Source organism: Streptomyces sp. JB150, from assembly GCF_011193355.1.
Taxonomy (GTDB): domain Bacteria; phylum Actinomycetota; class Actinomycetes; order Streptomycetales; family Streptomycetaceae; genus Streptomyces.
In genome coordinates this window covers 3,080,129-3,097,392 of sequence record NZ_CP049780.1, presented here as the reverse complement: position 1 = coordinate 3,097,392, position 17,264 = coordinate 3,080,129, and the positions used below count along the sequence as shown (strand labels likewise).

17 protein-coding genes are annotated in these 17,264 nt (G+C 71.6%); 11 read left to right on the top strand and 6 right to left on the bottom strand.

Features of this window, described 5'->3' with window-relative positions; translation table 11 throughout:
* Positions 1-184 precede the first annotated feature (184 nt).
* The gene (locus tag G7Z13_RS14495) at positions 185-1,678 is read right to left on the bottom strand and encodes an oligopeptide:H+ symporter (protein WP_165999446.1); all 1,494 of its coding nucleotides are present in this window, start codon (positions 1,676-1,678) and stop codon (positions 185-187) included.
* A 510-nt stretch (positions 1,679-2,188) separates the two neighbouring features.
* Here G7Z13_RS14495 and G7Z13_RS14490 point away from each other — a divergent pair.
* Positions 2,189-2,866: a response regulator transcription factor gene (locus G7Z13_RS14490; RefSeq protein WP_043501447.1), complete on the top strand. Its 678-nt coding sequence runs from the start codon at positions 2,189-2,191 to the stop codon at positions 2,864-2,866.
* Between the two features lie 49 nt (positions 2,867-2,915).
* Positions 2,916-4,184 (top strand): ATP-binding protein, encoded by a 1,269-nt coding sequence (locus tag G7Z13_RS14485; RefSeq protein WP_165999444.1) that lies wholly within the window; start codon positions 2,916-2,918, stop codon positions 4,182-4,184.
* 298 nt (positions 4,185-4,482) lie between these two features.
* Here G7Z13_RS14485 and G7Z13_RS14480 read toward each other — a convergent pair whose 3' ends face one another.
* Positions 4,483-5,034: a GtrA family protein gene (locus tag G7Z13_RS14480; RefSeq protein ID WP_165999442.1), complete on the bottom strand. Its 552-nt coding sequence runs from the start codon at positions 5,032-5,034 to the stop codon at positions 4,483-4,485.
* A 163-nt stretch (positions 5,035-5,197) separates the two neighbouring features.
* Between G7Z13_RS14480 and G7Z13_RS14475 the strand changes: the two genes are divergently transcribed.
* The 4 genes from G7Z13_RS14475 (at position 5,198) to G7Z13_RS14460 (ending at position 9,433) form a co-directional block, all read left to right on the top strand.
* Positions 5,198-6,337, top strand: coding sequence for a 5-(carboxyamino)imidazole ribonucleotide synthase (locus tag G7Z13_RS14475; RefSeq protein WP_165999439.1), 1,140 nt, complete (start codon positions 5,198-5,200; stop codon positions 6,335-6,337).
* A complete protein-coding gene (gene purE, locus G7Z13_RS14470; RefSeq protein ID WP_165999437.1) occupies positions 6,334-6,858 on the top strand; it encodes a 5-(carboxyamino)imidazole ribonucleotide mutase in 525 nt (174 codons plus the stop codon). The genes G7Z13_RS14475 and purE overlap by 4 nt, the downstream gene beginning before the upstream one ends.
* A gap of 57 nt (positions 6,859-6,915) precedes the next feature.
* Positions 6,916-8,094, top strand: a complete 1,179-nt coding sequence (locus G7Z13_RS14465; protein WP_165999435.1) for a dipeptidase — start codon at positions 6,916-6,918, stop codon at positions 8,092-8,094.
* 211 nt (positions 8,095-8,305) lie between these two features.
* Positions 8,306-9,433: a dipeptidase gene (locus G7Z13_RS14460; RefSeq protein ID WP_165999433.1), complete on the top strand. Its 1,128-nt coding sequence runs from the start codon at positions 8,306-8,308 to the stop codon at positions 9,431-9,433.
* Positions 9,434-9,451: 18 nt separating this feature from the next.
* Here G7Z13_RS14460 and G7Z13_RS14455 read toward each other — a convergent pair whose 3' ends face one another.
* Positions 9,452-9,844 (bottom strand): VOC family protein, encoded by a 393-nt coding sequence (locus G7Z13_RS14455; RefSeq protein WP_165999431.1) that lies wholly within the window; start codon positions 9,842-9,844, stop codon positions 9,452-9,454.
* A 23-nt stretch (positions 9,845-9,867) separates the two neighbouring features.
* Entirely contained in the window at positions 9,868-10,233 is a 366-nt protein-coding gene (locus G7Z13_RS14450; protein WP_165999429.1) for a VOC family protein, read from the bottom strand.
* A gap of 89 nt (positions 10,234-10,322) precedes the next feature.
* Here G7Z13_RS14450 and G7Z13_RS14445 point away from each other — a divergent pair, with 89 nt between their 5' ends.
* Positions 10,323-10,829, top strand: a complete 507-nt coding sequence (locus G7Z13_RS14445; RefSeq protein ID WP_165999427.1) for a CGNR zinc finger domain-containing protein — start codon at positions 10,323-10,325, stop codon at positions 10,827-10,829.
* A 175-nt stretch (positions 10,830-11,004) separates the two neighbouring features.
* On the opposite strand, the gene G7Z13_RS14440 is transcribed toward G7Z13_RS14445, so the two are convergent.
* Positions 11,005-12,348, bottom strand: coding sequence for a UDP-glucose/GDP-mannose dehydrogenase family protein (locus G7Z13_RS14440; RefSeq protein WP_165999426.1), 1,344 nt, complete (start codon positions 12,346-12,348; stop codon positions 11,005-11,007).
* Between the two features lie 164 nt (positions 12,349-12,512).
* On the opposite strand from G7Z13_RS14440, the gene G7Z13_RS14435 reads away from it, so the two are divergent.
* Positions 12,513-13,670 carry an acyl-CoA dehydrogenase gene (locus G7Z13_RS14435; protein ID WP_165999424.1) on the top strand — a complete coding sequence of 386 codons (1,158 nt, stop codon included), beginning with the start codon at positions 12,513-12,515 and terminating at the stop codon, positions 13,668-13,670.
* A gap of 48 nt (positions 13,671-13,718) precedes the next feature.
* Here the strand turns inward: G7Z13_RS14435 and G7Z13_RS14430 are convergent, their stop codons facing one another.
* Positions 13,719-14,369, bottom strand: a complete 651-nt coding sequence (locus G7Z13_RS14430) for a tellurium resistance protein (RefSeq protein WP_165999422.1) — start codon at positions 14,367-14,369, stop codon at positions 13,719-13,721.
* Between the two features lie 142 nt (positions 14,370-14,511).
* Here G7Z13_RS14430 and G7Z13_RS14425 point away from each other — a divergent pair, with 142 nt between their 5' ends.
* From G7Z13_RS14425 to G7Z13_RS14415, 3 genes are read left to right on the top strand one after another with little or no spacing between them, the layout of a single operon-like run.
* On the top strand, positions 14,512-15,987 hold the full coding sequence (locus G7Z13_RS14425) for a methyl-accepting chemotaxis protein (RefSeq protein WP_165999420.1): 1,476 nt from the start codon (positions 14,512-14,514) through the stop codon (positions 15,985-15,987).
* The gene (locus G7Z13_RS14420; protein WP_165999418.1) at positions 15,984-16,466 is read left to right on the top strand and encodes a hypothetical protein; all 483 of its coding nucleotides are present in this window, start codon (positions 15,984-15,986) and stop codon (positions 16,464-16,466) included. Before G7Z13_RS14425 ends, G7Z13_RS14420 begins: the two co-directional genes overlap by 4 nt.
* 50 nt (positions 16,467-16,516) lie before the next feature.
* Positions 16,517-17,182 carry a VWA domain-containing protein gene (locus tag G7Z13_RS14415; protein WP_165999416.1) on the top strand — a complete coding sequence of 222 codons (666 nt, stop codon included), beginning with the start codon at positions 16,517-16,519 and terminating at the stop codon, positions 17,180-17,182.
* The last annotated feature ends 82 nt before the right edge of the window (positions 17,183-17,264 follow it).

Genomic DNA, 17,264 nt, shown 5'->3' with positions numbered 1-17,264 from the left:
CGTACGACGTCACCGGCACCCGCCCCCTCCCGGCACCCCGCCCCCCTCCCAGCGTGGCGCCCCCCGCCGGACGCCACCCGTTCGCCGGGCCCGGTGCCCACCGGGCCCCGCGCAAGCCGGGGAACGGCGGAGGGCCGTCCGCATCACGTGATGCGGACGGCCCTCCGGGAGCCGGGGAGGCGCGTCAGTGGACGTCGCCCATGAGCTCCTTGACCCGCTTGCGGTACATCCAGACCGCGACACCGGCGAGCACCGCGAGAGCGGCCTCGGCGGCGACGACGCCGGTCTTGTTGAGGTCGACGCCGAACTCGGACAGCAGACCGGTGACGGCGTCGCCCGCGGTGACGGCGAGGAACCAGACACCCATCATCTGCGAGGCGTACTTCGCCGGGGCCATCTTCGTGGTCACGGACAGACCCACCGGGGACAGCATCAGCTCACCGGTCGTCTGGCAGAAGTAGATCAGCACGATCCACCACAGCGAGACCTTGCCGCTGCCCGCGGCCACCAGCGGCAGCAGGAAGACGAAGAAGGAGATGCCGACCAGGACCAGACCGCCCGCGAACTTGACGATCGTGCTCGGCTCCTTGCCGCTGCGGGCGAGCGACAGCCAGACCGCGGCGAAGACCGGGGCCAGGGCCATGACCAGGACCGGGTTGACCGACTGGAACCAGGAGACCGGGAACTCCCAGCCGAAGACGTGCGTGTCGACGTGCTTGTCGGCGAAGAGCGACAGGGTCGAGCCACCCTGGTCGTAGATCATCCAGAAGACGGCCGCGGCGACGAAGAACCAGATGTAGCCGGAGACCTTCGACTGCTCGACGGCGGTCAGCTCCTTGTCGACCTTAATCCGCACGAGGACGCCGACCGGGATGAGCAGACCGATGATCATCAGCGGCACCATCACCCAGCGCAGGGTGTAGTGGCCGGTGACGACGAGGGTCGTGTAGGCGACCGCGGCGATCAGCAGCCAGATCATCGCCTTGCGCAGCGTGGAGTTGCGCTCCTGGACGCTGAGCGGCTTCGGCACGACGCTCGACCTGTCGGACAGGTGGCGGCTGCCGAGCAGGAACTGGGCCAGGCCCAGCGCCATGCCGAGGGCGGCCAGCGCGAAGCCGAGGTGCCAGTTCACCTTCTGGCCGATGGTGCCGATGATCAGCGGCGCGGCGAAGGCACCGAGGTTGATGCCCATGTAGAAGACCGTGAAGCCGCCGTCGCGGCGCGGGTCGTTCGGGCCGTCGTAGAGGTGGCCCACCATGGTCGAGATGTTCGACTTCAGCAGGCCGGAGCCGATGGCCACCAGCAGCAGGCCGAAGTAGAAGGTGCCGTCGGTGGGCAGGGCCAGGACCAGGTGGCCGGCCATGATGACCGAGCCCGCGACCGCGACCGTCTTGCGGGGACCCCACACGCGGTCACCGAACCAGCCGCCCGGCATGGCGAGCAGGTACACCGTCGAGACGTAGACGGAGTAGATCGCGATCGCCGTGCCCTCGTCCAGGCCGAGACCCGCGGGGGCGACCAGGTAGAGGGGGAGCAGTGCCCTCATGCCGTAGTAGGAGAACCGCTCCCACATCTCGGTCATGAAGAGAGTGGCCAGTCCGCGGGGGTGGCCGAAGAAGGTCTTCTCGGAACCGGGAGTGCCCGGTCGGGCCGAGTCCTTCGTCAGGCTGGACGCCATGGTCGTTCCTTGCTGGTCGGGACGCGCGAGTGGAGCGTTGCGCGCCCGGTGGGGGAGCCGGCACCGGCACGAGCGAACACGTCCGCCCCACGCCCAGGGGTTTTCCGCTCCGGATCACGAAGCGGCGGACGGCGTCCACCGGGATCCACGCCCCGCGTGCGTCACTGCGCGCGAGGCCCGGCCACAGGTCATTCCTTTCGAGGCCGGCCCAGAAATGGTCTAGACCAGCCCGCACACAAAAGAGACCTTCAGCGTCAAGACAGCCGCCAAAGGTCCCCGCGTGCTACAGGCGTCCAATCACCATACGGCAGGACACTGCCGGATATGGAAGGACTTGAGACGCGGATCACAGGTGTCGCGGGAACCGCAGGACCGCATTCGAAGGTCACCACTAGGATCGCACCTCGCAGATGCAGGTCCGTACCAAGGTAAGAACCGGTGCGGAGGACGGTAAGAAGCAAGGCCGCGATCACCCCCCGTCTCTTGTCACGCTGGGACTACCATCAGCTCATGACCCGTGTACTGCTCGCCGAGGACGACGCGTCCATCTCGGAGCCGCTGGCGCGCGCGCTGCGCCGGGAGGGTTACGAGGTCGAGGTGCGTGAGGACGGACCCACCGCGCTGGACGCGGGCATCCAGGGCGGCGTCGACCTGGTCGTACTGGACCTCGGCCTGCCCGGCATGGACGGCCTGGAGGTGGCCCGCCGGCTGCGTGCCGAGGGCCACACCGTGCCCATCCTGATCCTCACCGCGCGCGCCGACGAGGTGGACACCGTCGTCGGCCTGGACGCGGGCGCCGACGACTACGTCACCAAGCCGTTCCGCCTCGCCGAGCTGCTGGCCCGGGTCCGGGCCCTGCTGCGGCGCGGCTCCGCGGAACCCCAGCAGCCGCCCGCCACCCACGGCGTGCGCATCGACGTCGAGTCGCACCGCGCCTGGATGGGCGACGAGGAGCTGCAGCTCACCGCGAAGGAGTTCGACCTGCTGCGGGTGCTGGTGCGCGACGCCGGCCGGGTCGTCACCCGCGACCAGCTGATGCGCGAGGTCTGGGACACCACCTGGTGGTCGTCCACCAAGACCCTCGACATGCACATCTCCTGGCTGCGCAAGAAGCTGGGCGACGACGCCGCCAACCCGCGGTACATCGCCACGGTCCGCGGTGTCGGCTTCCGCTTCGAGAAGAGCTGAGCCGCGGGCCCCGGGCTCCCTTCGGGCTCCCTCACAGAAGTAAGAGAAGATGCGCCGCCGACTGATCCAGTCCACGCTCGCCGTGGTGCTCGTCGTGATCGCCGTCTTCGGCGTGTCCCTCGTCATCGTCGAGACCCGCACCATCAGCGAGAGCGCCAAGGAGCGGGTCGAGTCGGAGGCCGTCCGGCTGGCCAGCATCGTGGACAGCCGGATCCTCGCCGCCGAGAAGATCAGCGCCGACCTGCTCGGCGACCAGCTCGGCGGTGATCAGTACGCCGTGATCCGCATCCCCGGCCAGGCGCCCATCGAGATCGGGCAGAAGCCGGACGGCGACGTCATCGAGGCCACCCGCACCGGGGACCAGCGCGAGACGGTCACCGTCCAGGAGCCCCGCTCGGCGGTGTTCCGCGAGGTCGGGCGCACCCTGCTGATCATCGGCGCGGTCGCGCTGCTCGCCGTGATCGCCGCGGTGCTGCTGGCGCTGCGCCAGGCCGACCGGCTCGCCTCCCCGCTCACCGACCTCGCCGAGACCGCCGAACGCCTCGGCTCCGGCGACCCGCGGCCCAAGCGCAAGCGCTACGGCGTCCCCGAGCTGGACCGGGTCGCCGACGTCCTCGACGCCTCCGCCGAACGCATCGCGCGGATGCTCACCGCCGAACGACGGCTCGCCGCCGACGCCTCCCACCAGCTGCGCACCCCGCTCACCGCGCTGTCGATGCGCCTGGAGGAGATCACCCTCACCGACGACCTGGCCACGGTGAAGGAGGAGGCGACCATCGCGCTCACCCAGGTCGAGCGCCTGACGGACGTGGTGGAACGGCTGCTGACCAACTCGCGCGACCCGCGCACCGGCTCCGCCGTCACCTTCGACCTCGACGAGGTCATCCAGCAACAGCTGGCCGAGTGGCGCCCGGCCTACCGCCAGGCGGGGCGCGCGATCGTCAGCTCCGGCAAGCGGCATCTGAAGGCGGTGGGTACGCCGGGCGCGGTCGCCCAGGTGCTGGCGGCGCTGATCGAGAACTCCCTGATGCACGGCGGCGGCACGGTCGCGCTGCGCACCCGCGTCACCGGCAACCAGGCCGTCATCGAGGTCACCGACGAGGGCCCCGGCGTCCCGGCCGACCTCGGCGCCCGAATCTTCGAGCGCGCCATCAGCGGCCGCAACTCCACCGGCATCGGCCTCGCCGTCGCCCGCGACCTCGCGGAGGCCGACGGAGGCCGCCTGGAGATGCTCCAGGCGTCACCGCCGGTCTTCGGCCTGTTCCTGTCACGCACGGCGGTGCGCAAGCCGGAGGACGAGGAGCCCACCGTCCGCTGAAAACCCACCGGCCCCACCGCCCCACCCGGGACGCCACGGACCGTCCGGGCCCGCGCCTGCCGGGGGGACGCCACGGACCGTCCGGATGCGCACCGGGCCCGCGCCTGCCGGGGACGCACCGGCCCGGCGCCCCGCCAAGGACGCACCGGCCCGCTGGGGCGCACTGGACCCGTTGAGCCCCGGAAACGGCGCTGGGTCCGCCCGCCCCGCCAGGGAACGCCGCCCCGCCACGCGCCGCGCCCGCCGGACGCACACCGGCCCGCCCAGGGCCGGACCCGCGCTGGAGGGGAGACGCCCCCTAGACCCGCGCCCGTTGGCGTGCCGTGCGTTCGCGGTCGCGGCCCCGTTCCGTGTCCAGGAACGATTCCGCGCGGGAGACCGGCTCGGCGCCGGGGAGCGCCCGGAACACCCACGTGCGGTAGGACCAGAACCGGAACAGGGTCGCGATTGCGATGCCGACGAACTTGAAGATGTTGCTCTGCAGCGGGCTGTCCCAGCCGAAGCCGTACGTCGCGGCGTACAGCACGCCGTTCTCGATGACCAGGCCCACCGCGCTGAACAGCAGGAACAGCGTCATCTCACGGGTGCGGCCGCTCTTGTCGCGGTCCCGGTAGGTGAAGTAGCGAAAGCCGACGTAGTTGAAGGCGATGGCCACGATCGTCGCGATCACGCTGGCCCGCACCACCGGGAGATCGGTGACATGCCGTACCAGGTTGAACACGCCGAGGTTGACGAGCAGGCCCGCCCCGCCCACCGCCCCGAACTTGGCGGCCTCGCGCGCCAGGCGGCTCAGCCGCTGCCGCAGCGCGCCGGGGGGCGTCTCAGGGAGCCCCGAGGAGTCACGTCCCATGGTCGTGAAGGCCCCCGTCCGTCGGATTCGTCAACCCCGTCATGCTAACCATCCCCCTTCCGTGATCGCCTGTGGACGAGCGGGCGGGCCGCGGAATGACCCCCGACGGGCCCGGGGGAACGGCGGAATCCGGCCGCCTTGGCGCGCCGGATACCCTGGGGGCGTGACGTTCCCGGTAGTCGGCATGGTCGGCGGGGGCCAGCTCGCGCGTATGACGCACGAGGCTGGCATCCCGCTCGGCATCAGGTTCAAGCTCCTCAGTGACACCCCGCAGGACTCCGCCGCGCAGGTCGTGAGCGATGTCGTCGTCGGCGACTATCGCGATCTCGACACGCTGCGCGAGTTCGCGCGCGGGTGCGATGTGATCACCTTCGACCACGAGCACGTGCCCACCGAGCACCTGCGGGCCCTGGAGGCGGACGGCATTCCCGTGCGCCCCGGCCCCGACGCGCTGGTGCACGCCCAGGACAAGGGCGTGATGCGGGCGAAGCTCACCCAGATCGGCGTGCCGTGTCCACGCCACCGGATCGTGAGCGATCCGGACGACGTGGCGGCCTTCGCGGCGGAGGGGGACGGCTTCCCCGTCGTCCTGAAGACCGTCCGCGGCGGGTACGACGGCAAGGGCGTGTGGGTGGTGGACTCCGTCGAGGAGGCCGCCGACCCGTTCCGCGCCGGAGTGCCGGTGCTCGCCGAGGAGAAGGTCGACTTCGTCCGCGAGCTGGCCGCCAACGTGGTCCGCTCCCCGCACGGGCAGGCCGTCGCCTACCCCGTGGTCGAGTCGCGCCAGGTCAACGGCGTGTGCGACACGGTGATCGCGCCCGCCCCCGACCTCGACGAGTCGCTGTCCCTCCAGGCGACCGAGATGGCCCTCACCATCGCCAAGGAACTCGGCGTCGTCGGCCACCTCGCCGTCGAGCTGTTCCAGACCCGCGACGGCCGCATCCTCGTCAACGAGCTGGCGATGCGCCCGCACAACTCGGGCCACTGGTCGATGGACGGCGCGATCACCTCGCAGTTCGCCAACCACGTCCGCGCGGTCCTGGACCTGCCGCTGGGCGACCCGCGCCCGCGCGCCACGTGGACCGTGATGGTCAACGTCCTCGGCGGAGACTTCCCGGACATGTACTCGGCGTACCTGCACTGCATGGCCCGTGACCCCCAGCTGAAGATCCACATGTACGGCAAGGACGTGAAGCCCGGCCGCAAGGTCGGTCATGTCAACACCTACGGCGACGACCTCGACGACGTGCTGGAGCGCGCCCGTCACGCTGCCGGCTACCTGAGAGGCACCATCACCGAATGAGCCCCGTTGTTGGCATCGTCATGGGGTCGGACTCCGACTGGCCCGTCATGGAGGCCGCCGCCAAGGCCCTCGACGAGTTCGAGATCCCCTACGAGGTCGACGTGGTCTCCGCGCACCGCATGCCGCGCGAGATGATCACGTACGGCGAGCAGGCCGCGGACCGCGGGATCAAGGTGATCATCGCCGGTGCGGGCGGCGCCGCCCACCTGCCCGGCATGCTCGCCTCGGTCACCCCGCTGCCGGTCATCGGCGTGCCGGTCCCGCTGAAGTACCTCGACGGCATGGACTCCCTGCTGTCGATCGTGCAGATGCCGGCCGGTGTCCCGGTGGCGACGGTCTCCGTCGCCGGTGCCCGCAACGCCGGTCTGCTCGCGGCCCGTATCCTCGCCGCACACGACGAGGACCTGCTGGCCCGGATGCGCGAGTTCCAGCAGGACCTCAACGACCAGGCCACCGAGAAGGGCAAGCGGCTGCGCGCCAAGGTCGACGGCTCCGGCAACGGCTTCGGCTTCGGCAAGTGACACCCCGCCGGGGCGGGCGCACCGGCGCCACTCACGCCCACTGACGAAGGGACGGCGATGACCTCACTGGACCAGGCCCGGGAACTGCTGCGCGAGTTCCCGGTGGTCGACGGGCACAACGACCTGCCCTGGGCGCTGCGCGAGCAGGTCGACTACGACCTCGACGCCCGGGACATCGCCGTCTCCCAGGACGGCCACCTGCACACCGACATCCCGCGCCTGCGGGCCGGCGGGGTGGGCGCGCAGTACTGGTCGGTGTACGTCCGCACCGACCTGCCCGACCCGGTCACCGCGACGCTGGAACAGATCGACTGCGTGCGCCGGCTGAACGACCGTCATGCGGACGTGCTGCGCCCGGCGACCACCGCCGCGGACCTCGAAGCGGCGCGCGCGGAGGGCCGTATCGCCTCCCTGATGGGCGCGGAGGGCGGGCACTCCATCGACTGTTCCCTGGGCGCCCTGCGCTGCCTGTACGCGCTCGGCGTCCGCTACATGACCCTCACCCACAACGACAACGTGGCGTGGGCGGACTCGGCGACGGACGAGCCGGGCGTCGGCGGGCTGTCGGCGTTCGGCCGCGAGGTGGTCCGGGAGATGAACCGCCTCGGCATGCTGGTCGACCTCTCGCACGTGGCCGCCACGACGATGCGGGACGCGCTGGACACCTCCACGGCCCCGGTGATCTTCTCCCACTCCTCGGCCCGCGCGGTCTGCGACCACCCCCGCAACATCCCGGACGACGTGCTGGAGCGCCTGCCCGCCAACGGCGGCGTGGCGATGGTGACGTTCGTGCCGAAGTTCGTCCTGCAGGCCGCCGTCGACTGGACGGCCGCCGCCGACGAGAACCTGCGCGCCCACGGCTTCCACCACCTCGACGCCACCCCCGAGGCGATGAAGGTGCACCGCGCCTTCGAGGAGCGCCACCCGCGCCCGGTCGCCACCGCCGCCACGGTCGCCGACCACCTCGACCACATGCGCGAGGTCGCCGGCATCGACCACCTCGGCATCGGCGGCGACTACGACGGCACCGTCTTCACCCCCGACGGCCTGGACGACGTCTCGGGCTACCCCAACCTCATCGCCGAACTGCTCGACCGTGGCTGGTCCAGGACCGACCTGGCCAAGCTGACCTGGCAGAACGCGGTACGGGTGCTGGGCGCCGCCGAGGACGTGGCCCGCGACCTCCAGGCCACCCGCGCCCCCTCCCACGTCACCATCGAGGAGCTGGACGGCTGACCGCGGCGAGGTACCGGCCCGCCGCGGGACGGCGGGCCGGATCACCCGCCTGACGACCTGGGGTCCCCGGCGGAGTGATCCGAGCGCCAGCAGCCGCGCCGACCTGCGGTTCTCGGCCGGGGGTACCCCCGAACGCGCCATCCACCGGGTACGCCCGGGGGAGCCGTGCGACGGTGACGGTAAGCGACCGCCGCGCACGTCAGGAGCCGCCATGGCCGAACTCCAGGACGACCTGCACACCCCGCCCGAGGTCGGCGAGCTCGGCGACCTGCCGCTGGGCGGGCCGTTCCCGCCCGAGCCGTACGTCCCCGGCGAGGGGGACGACCCCGACGCCGCGCCGCTGGAGCGGGCGCACGCCCTGCTCGCCGCGCACCCCGTCGCCGACGGCTACAGCGGGCTGCCCTGGGCGCTGCGCCACCTGCCCTGGTACGACCTGGAGACCGGCGAGAGCGCCGTCGACACCGATGTGCCACGTCTGCGGCAGGGCCATGTCGGGGCGCTGTTCTGCTCCCTGCACCTGCCCGAGGGGCTGGCCGCCGACCGGGCGGTGGCCGCGACCCTGGAGCAGCTGGACCTGGTCCGCAAGGTGATCGCCGGACACCCCGAGAGCCTGCGCCTGGCCCGCACCGCCGGGCAGGTCATCGACGCCCGCAACTGCGGCCGGGCCGCCGTCCTCCTCGGCCCGGCGCACGCCGCCGCCCTGGACGACTCCGTGGGCCTGCTGCGGGTGCTGCACGCCCTCGGGCTGCGGGTGCTCACCCTCTCGGGCACCTCCTGGGCGAGCAAGGCGGGGCTGACCCGGTTCGGCGAGGAGGTGGTGCGCGAGATGAACCGGCTCGGGGTGCTCGCCGACCTGTCCGGCGCCTCCGAGGAGACCATCCGCCGCATCCTCGCCGCCTCGCGCGCGCCGGTCATCGCCACCCGCTCCGCGGCCCGCAGCCTGCGCCCGCACCCCGCCAACCTGCCCGACGAACTGCTGGCGGCGCTGGGCGCGGCCAAGGGCCTGTGCATGGTGCCGCTGACCGCCGAGCAGACGGGCCCGTCGGTCCGGGACGTGGCCGACCACCTCGACCACGTCCGCGCACTCGCCGGGCCCCGGTCCGTCGGCCTGTCCGGCACCTACGACGCCGGCTGCGCCCACCCGCAGGAGCTGGGCGACGCCTCCTGCTACCCGCACCTGATCGCCGAACTGCTGCGGCGCGGCTGGAGCGACCCCGACCTGGCCCTGCTGACCTGGGGGAACGTCCAGCGGGTGCTGCGCGTCGCGGACGTCACGGCGCGGGCGGCGCAGGAGCGCCGGGCCCCGTCGGCGGCGAAGATCGCCGAACTCGACGGATAGGGGACCGGCCTCCGAGGGTCAGGAGTGCTCGATCCGGCACAGGCAGAACGGATGCCCGGCCGGATCGGCGTAGACCCGGAAGTCCTTCGTCTCGTAGTCCTCCGCGTCCAGCACCCGGCCGCCGAGGGCCAGCACCCGCTTCTCCGCCTCGTCGATCTCCTCCCAGGTGGACCCGGCGTCCAGGTCAAGGTGGAACTGCTGGGCGTTCCGGTCGGAGCGCGGCCACTCGGGCGGGCGCAGGTCCGGCGCGGACTGGAAGGCCAGCCGGGGCCCGCCGGGCACCTGGAGCACCACCCAGTCGGGGTCGGCGCCCTCGGGCTCGCCGCCGAGGATCCCGGCGTAGAAGCGGGCGAGGGCGCGCGGGTCGGGGCAGTCGAGGACGACGGAACGGAAACGGGCCGCGGGGGGCATGGGCACCTCCGTGTGTAGGGGGCTCAGCAGGCGCAGAGGCAGAACGGGTGCCCCGCGGGGTCGGCATAGACACGCCACGGCCGGGAGCGGTCCTCCGCGTCGAGCACGGTGGCGCCGAGCGCGAGCACGCTCTGCTCCGCCGCGTCGAGATCCCGCACGTTCAGGTCCAGGTGGAACTGTTGCGAGGCGTCCGGGGACGGCCACTTCGGCGGGACGAAGCCCGGCGCGGCCTGGAAGGCCAGGTGCTGCCCGCCGGGGACCTGCAGGGTGACCCAGCTCCCGTCCTCCTCCGCCTTGACGGTGCCGCCCAGCACGCCGGCGTAAAAATCGGCCAGCCTGCGCGGGTCGGGACAATCCAGTACGACGACGCCCAGTTCTGCGAGAGCCATGACTTCCTCCTCGTCGAGGGGTTACCTGTAGAGCGGTGTAACCGGTAACCGTTACCGCATGCTCCCGCAGAACGGGTAACGTCGCAAGCATGAGCGAAAGGCTTCCCGCGCCCGGCGGACTCGCTGTGGTCGAGGCGCTGGTGAACACCGTCGACCTGGGGTCGGGGCGGGACGCTCTGGACACGCCCGAGGGCCGGGCGCGGTTCGGGATCGCGGCGGGGGACCTGGAGGCCGCGCGAGAGCTGCGGGAGTCGCTGCGCGCGGTCTGTCTGGCCCACGCCGGGCATCCGCCGCACCGCGCGGTCACCCCGCTCGGCGAGCTGCTGGCGCGGGTGCCGCTGTACGTCGCGGTCGACCCGCGGGACGGCTCGGCACGCCTCGCTCCGGCCGACGACGGGCCGCTGCTGTCCCGTGTCGCCGCGGCCGTGGCCGAGGCCCTCACCGAGGGCACCTGGGAACGCCTCAAGGCGTGCGAACTGCCCGACTGCCACTGGGCGTACTACGACCGCAGCCCGGCCGGCCGCGGCCGCTGGTGCTCGATGCAGGTGTGCGGCGCCCGGGCGAAGATGCGCCGCTACCGGGCGAAGGCGTCGTGACAGCCGCGGGACGACGGGGGCGGTGGAGTCGCCGGGTTGCCGAACGCCGGACGGCACGCAGACCCCCACCCCGCACAAAGGCTGCGTGGCGGCGGCCGGCTTGGTGCAGAATGCGACAAGACGCCGGTTCGGCCGACTGAGCCTCGGCCGAACCGGCGTCGCCGCGCGTACGGGGTTACGCGGTGGGGCGGCCCATCGCGCGGTACGTCCAGCCGGCCCGGCGCCACAGCTCGGGGTCGAGCGCGTTGCGGCCGTCGAGGATGACGCGGGCCGCCGCGACCTCGCCGAGCGCCTCCGGGTCCAGCTCGCGGAACTCCCGCCACTCCGTCAGGTGCAGCACGACGTCGGCGCCGCGCACCGCCTCCCGCGCGGAGTCGGCGTAGCCGAGGGTGGGGAAGATCCGGCGGGCGTTGTCCATGCCCTTCGGGTCGTAGACGGTGACCTGGCCGCCCTGGAGGTGGATCTGCCCGGCCACGTTCAGCGCGGGCGAGTCGCGGACGTCGTCCGAGTCCGGCTTGAAGGTGGCGCCGAGCACCGCGACCCGCTTGCCGAGGAAGGGCCCGCCGCCGAGGGCCTGCCGGGCGAGTTCCACCATCTGGCCGCGCTGGCGCATGTTGATCGAGTCGATCTCGCGCAGGAAGGTCAGCGCCTGGTCGGCGCCCAGCTCGCCGGCGCGGGCCATGAACGCCCGGATGTCCTTGGGCAGGCAGCCGCCGCCGAAGCCGATGCCGGCGCGCAGGAACTTGCGGCCGATCCGGTCGTCGTAGCCGATCGCCTCGGCCAGCTTGGCGACGTCGCCGCCCGCGGCCTCGCAGACCTCGGCCATCGCGTTGATGAAGGAGATCTTGGTGGCGAGGAAGGAGTTCGCGGAGGTCTTCACCAGTTCGGCGGTCGGGAAGTCGGTGACGACGAACGGGGTGCCCTCGGCGAGCGGCGTGGCGTACACCTCGCGCAGCAGCTTCTCCGCGCGGTCGCTGCGCACGCCGACCACGATCCGGTCCGGGTGCAGGGTGTCCTGGACGGCGAAGCCCTCGCGCAGGAACTCGGGGTTCCAGGCCAGTTCGGCGTCACCGCCGGCCGGGGCGTGCTCGGCGAGGTAGCGGGCGAGCCGGTCGGCGGAGCCGACGGGGACCGTGGACTTGCCGACGACCAGGGCGGGGCCGTTCAGGTGCGGGGCGAGCGAGGCGAACGCGGCGTCGACGTACGACATGTCGCAGGCGTACTCGCCGTGCCGCTGCGGGGTGTTCACGCAGACGAAGTGGACGTCGCCGAACGCGCCGACCTCGGCCCAGTCGGTGGTGAAGCGCAGCCGCCCGGTGGAGCCCTCGATCCCGGCGACGTGCTTGCGCAGCAGCTCGTCCAGGCCCGGCTCGTACATCGGGGTCTCGCCCCGCCGCAGCATCTCGATCTTCTCGGGGACCACGTCGAGCCCCAGCACCTCGAACCCGAGTTCGGCCATGGCCGCGGCGTGCGTGGCGCCGAGATAGCCGGTGCCGATCACGGTGATCTTGAGGGCCATGGATGCTCCTGGGGGGTACGTCGGTCGTGCGGAGCCCGAGCATAGTCGGGCAGCTCGCCGGGCACCTTTCCCCCTGTCGCCAAACTCACCTACCCCTGCCGTGGCCAGAGCTCTAAAATTTGTGTTACTTAACGGTAATTAGCGTCCTTGGAGCGTGAGAGACCTTGGCCGGATCGGCTGATTTCGACCTGTACCGCCCGTCCGAGGAGCACGACATGCTCCGCGACGCCGTCCGCGCGCTGGCCGAGGCGAAGATCGCGCCGCACGCCGCAGCCGTGGACGAGGAGGCCCGCTTCCCGCAGGAGGCGCTGGACGCCCTGGTCGCCAACGACCTGCACGCCGTGCACGTCCCCGAGTCCTACGGCGGCGCGGGCGCCGACGCCCTCGCGACCGTCATCGTGATCGAGGAGGTGGCCCGCGTCTGCGCGTCGTCCTCCCTCATCCCCGCGGTGAACAAGCTCGGCTCGCTCCCCGTCATCCTCTCCGGCTCCGAGGAGCTGAAGAAGAAGTACATGACCCCGCTCGCCAAGGGCGAGGCGATGTTCTCGTACTGCCTCTCCGAGCCCGACGCGGGCTCCGACGCGGCCGGCATGAAGACGCGCGCGGTCCGCGACGGCGACCACTGGGTGCTCAACGGCGTCAAGCGCTGGATCACCAACGCGGGCGTGTCGGAGTTCTACACGGTGATGGCCGTGACGGACCCGTCCAAGCGCTCCAAGGGCATCTCCGCCTTCGTCGTCGAGAAGTCCGACGAGGGCGTCTCCTTCGGCGCCCCCGAGAAGAAGCTCGGCATCAAGGGCTCGCCGACCCGCGAGGTCTACCTGGACAACGTCCGCATCCCCGCCGACCGCATGATCGGCGAGGAGGGCACCGGCTTCGCCACGGCGATGAAGACCCTCGACCACACCCGCATCACCATCGCCGCCCAGGCCCTCGGCATCGCCCAGGGCGCCCTCGACTACGCCAAGGGCTACGTCCAGGAGCGCAAGCAGTTCGGCAAGCCGATCGCCGACTTCCAGGGCATCCAGTTCATGCTCGCCGACATGGCCATGAAGATCTCGGCCGCCCGCGCCCTGACCTACCAGGCCGCCGCCGCCTCCGAGCGCGGCGACGCCGACCTCACCTACCTCGGCGCGGCGGCGAAGTGCTTCGCCTCCGACATCGCCATGGAGGTCACCACGGACGCCGTCCAGCTCCTCGGCGGCTACGGCTACACCCGTGACTACCCGGTCGAGCGCATGATGCGCGACGCCAAGATCACCCAGATCTACGAGGGCACCAACCAGGTCCAGCGCATCGTGATGGCGCGCAACCTGCCGTAAGCGAGCACAGCGCCTCGGGTCCGGGCCGTCCGGGACCCGAGGCGGCGCTCAGTCCTTCGTCCCCCACACCCAGGGGAAACCGAAGCCGTAGGCACGGTCCATCGCCTCTTGCACCGAATGGCGCTCCGTGCCGGAGAACCACCGCACCTCCCGGCGGACCGTGAGCCCATCGGGGTCGGCGGCAGCCCGCGCGATCGCACAGCCGGTGGCGCCGCTCGGGGAGTCGTCGAGCGCGATGCGGAAGGTTCCCGACGGCGCGGTCATCGTGGCGACCGCGCCAAGGCGGCGGAAGTCCACCGCGCCCTGGTAGACGTACACGTAGAACAGCAGCTGCCGGAATTCGTCCCGGTGCGCCAGATCGACCCGGAGCGTCTCCCCGTCCGATGAGGCGCCGCTCCGGTCGTCCTGGTCGAGTTCCACGTAGGGCCACGCGACCAGCGAGCCGAAGGCGTTGCCCAGTGGCTGCACGGCGACGCCGGAACCGTCGACGAAGGACACCAGGCAGCCGAGGTCGAGGTCCGCCTCCGTCGCCACCGACCAGTTCAGATTCACCTGGAGGATGCCGCGTCCCGGGACGCGGGCCTGCGGTGCCGGCCTGGTCAGTGCGGTGTCGGGGCGGACAGGCGCGCCCTGCCGGGGCGGCGCACCGGCGGTGGGTTTCAACCGGATGGTGCCCCGTGGACGGTTGTCGTTGCCCAAGGCCCCTCCTCATCCGTCGCTCGAGGCGCGATGTGGTTGCGCGAGTCTATGTGATGTGGAGTACTCTCGGTGGCCCTGGTCACACGTTGGGTGCGTGTGACCGGTCGTCGGGGGGCCGGGCGGGTCGTACGGTCGGGGGGCCGTGACCGCCACCATCGGGCACCCCCGCGCACATCGCGCCATGGGGGTGGGAATGCCCGCTGATGTCCTGTTAGACCGTCATGTGGTCGCGCGTAACGTCAGGGAGATGGCGGAGCGGCCGGCCCTCGAGATACGCAAGGGCGAGCTGAGCGCGCTCGCCGACGCCTTGGGCGACAAGGATCCCACCGCGCTCGAACCCTGGGTCGAGCTCGACCTGCTCGCGGCCTACGCCCGGAGGGAGAGCTTGGGCCGGACCGGCCCGCGGACGGAGCACAGGGCTTGGACCTACGCCGAGGCGGCACTGGGCGCACTGGTCTTCGTGCCGCTGATGGTGACCTGGTACGGCCTCACCCAGGCTTCCAGCGCCTATGAAGCCCTCATCGGGGAGAACCCGAAGGCGGCGACCCGGCCGTTCCTGCAACTGTGGCAGTCCGGCTTCGAGGGGCACCTCACCGGCGCCTTCACCTTCGGCCATGTCGCGATGAGTGCGACGGCAGCCATCGGAGTGCTGTTCGCCCTCGTCCTGGTGCACGGGCTGCGCCGGGCCGCCATCACGAGGCGGGAGGAGGCGGCAGAGCGGGATGCCGAGGACCTCATGGCCCAGCTCGTGCCCGTCCTGACCCGCGCACAGCTGGTGCTCAATCAGCACCGGCTCAGCTCGCCGCAGAGGTTTTCCACCGAACTCACGCAGGCCGCCGCCACCCTGACCAAGCTGGGCAACAAGGCCGTCAGGGTGCACAAGGACCTCACGTCGGCGGCCGGAATCGTCGGTGACGCCGTCCAGGCGGCGGAAAGCCGGCTCGCCGAGGTGGACGACTCCGTGCAGCCGCTGACCGCGGCCGTCACCCGCGTCGAGACCGCGGTCAGTGAGAACGGGACGCGTCTGACAACCGCCCTGGGTGACGTCCGGGGGGCGCACGATGAGGTACGGCTCGCCCTGGAGAACGCAGGGGAGCGGGTCGAGGAGTCGGTGACGGTGCTCGCCGCGTCGCAGCGGGCGTACACCACCGGCATCGAAGTGACCACGGACGTGGTGACCCAACTGCTCGGCCGTCTCGGCGACATCACCGAAAGCACGGCACGTGCCGTTGAGGAGTCGCAGCGCGCAGCCCGTGAGCTCGGCGTCCAAACCGGCGCCCTCCGCGGCGCGGCGGAGAGCTTCACGCGGCTCGCCGACGAACTGCGGCTCGTGAACCGGCACTCCGGCGGCTGGGGCGGCCGGCCGAACGGGGGCCGGGGGGATCTCTCGAGCGAAGGCTGGGAGGAGGGTCCATCCGCGGGCCGGGCCCACGACTCGTCCGGGTGGGGCGGCCACGCCACCGAGGGGCGCGGGAATCACCCGGCCGAGCATCCCGCCGACCGGACCCGGGTGCGACTGACGAAGGCGACCGAGCCCGCCGGAACCGGTGAGGCGGAGTCCGAGGAAGCCGGTGAGCCGCGGCGGGCCACCCCGACGTCTCTGACCGAGGCGCGGTGAAGGGCCGCGGCTTCCAGCCGCTGCATCTGGCCGGCTGGCTCTTTGCGGACCTGCTGCTGGTGCTCGCACTCGTGGCCATGGGAGACCAGGGCGACCCCCAGGCCGCCCGGCCGGCCGAGTCGGCGTCACCTTCCCCGTCGGCTACGGCGCCGGCGAGGCCCGACAAGCCCAAAGGACCCAGGGCGGTGGTCCGCACGCCGGTCAAGGTGGCCGTGGACGCGGCCCCGGGTGACAAGAACGCCATGGTGCGCGAAGTGCGCGAGGCAACCGCACGGTACAGCGGCCGGCAGGCCGCGTTCGTGCTGACCTTCGGGCACCACGTCGATCCGGGAGCGGGCGGCGACTACGCCCACCAGGTCAACAGCTCGCTCGAGAAGGCACGTCCGGACATGTTCCAGGACGCCACCACCCGCGATTTCTGGAAGCGCGGGGCCGCCACCGGCCACGCCGATCTGGAGATCTACTTCTACACCTATTGACCGACCACCGGTCGTCCAAGGATCGACCCAGCACCGCCGGAGGTACCGCCTTGCAGATCCTTCCCTTCTACCTGCTCTGCGACGAGTCAGGGTCGATGATCGGCGAGCCGATCGACGCCATCAACGGAGCGCTGCCGGACCTGCACCACGAAATCAGCACCAACCCGTCCGTCGCCGACAAGACGCGCTTCTGTCTCATCGGCTTCTCGGACACCGCCACCGTTTTGCAACCGCTGGTGGACCTCAGTGACATCGAGGAAGTGCCGGCCCTGGCCGCCGGCGGGCTCACTTCATACGGCGAGGCGTTCCGCACGCTCAAGCAGTGCATCGAGTCCGACGTGGCCGCCTTGAAGGCGCAAGGGCACGAGGTGTACCGACCGGTGGCGTTCTTCCTCTCCGACGGCATACCGACCGACGACGGCTGGGAGCAGGCGTACAAGGAGCTGACCCAGTCCCGGTTCTGCCCGAAGATCATCGCGTTCGGCATCGGAGAGGCGGAGGAGGCCACGATCGGGCAGGTCGCCAACTTCCGGGCGTTCATGCAACAGGACTCGAGCGTCTCCCCGGCCCAGGCGCTGCGCGAGTTCGCCTCCAGCCTCACCCGGTCGATCGTGCGGTCCGCCGCCAGCATCTCGGCGGACGGGGGCAGCGGCTTCACGCTGGCCGTGGACGACACCGTGCCGGGCTTCTCCACGGTGTCGCTGGACAAGCTGTGAGCGCCGGCGGCCGACAGGGGGAACGGAGTGCGGCACCCGTGAACACCGGACACGACTCGTACCGCCCGGGTGGGGAGGACCC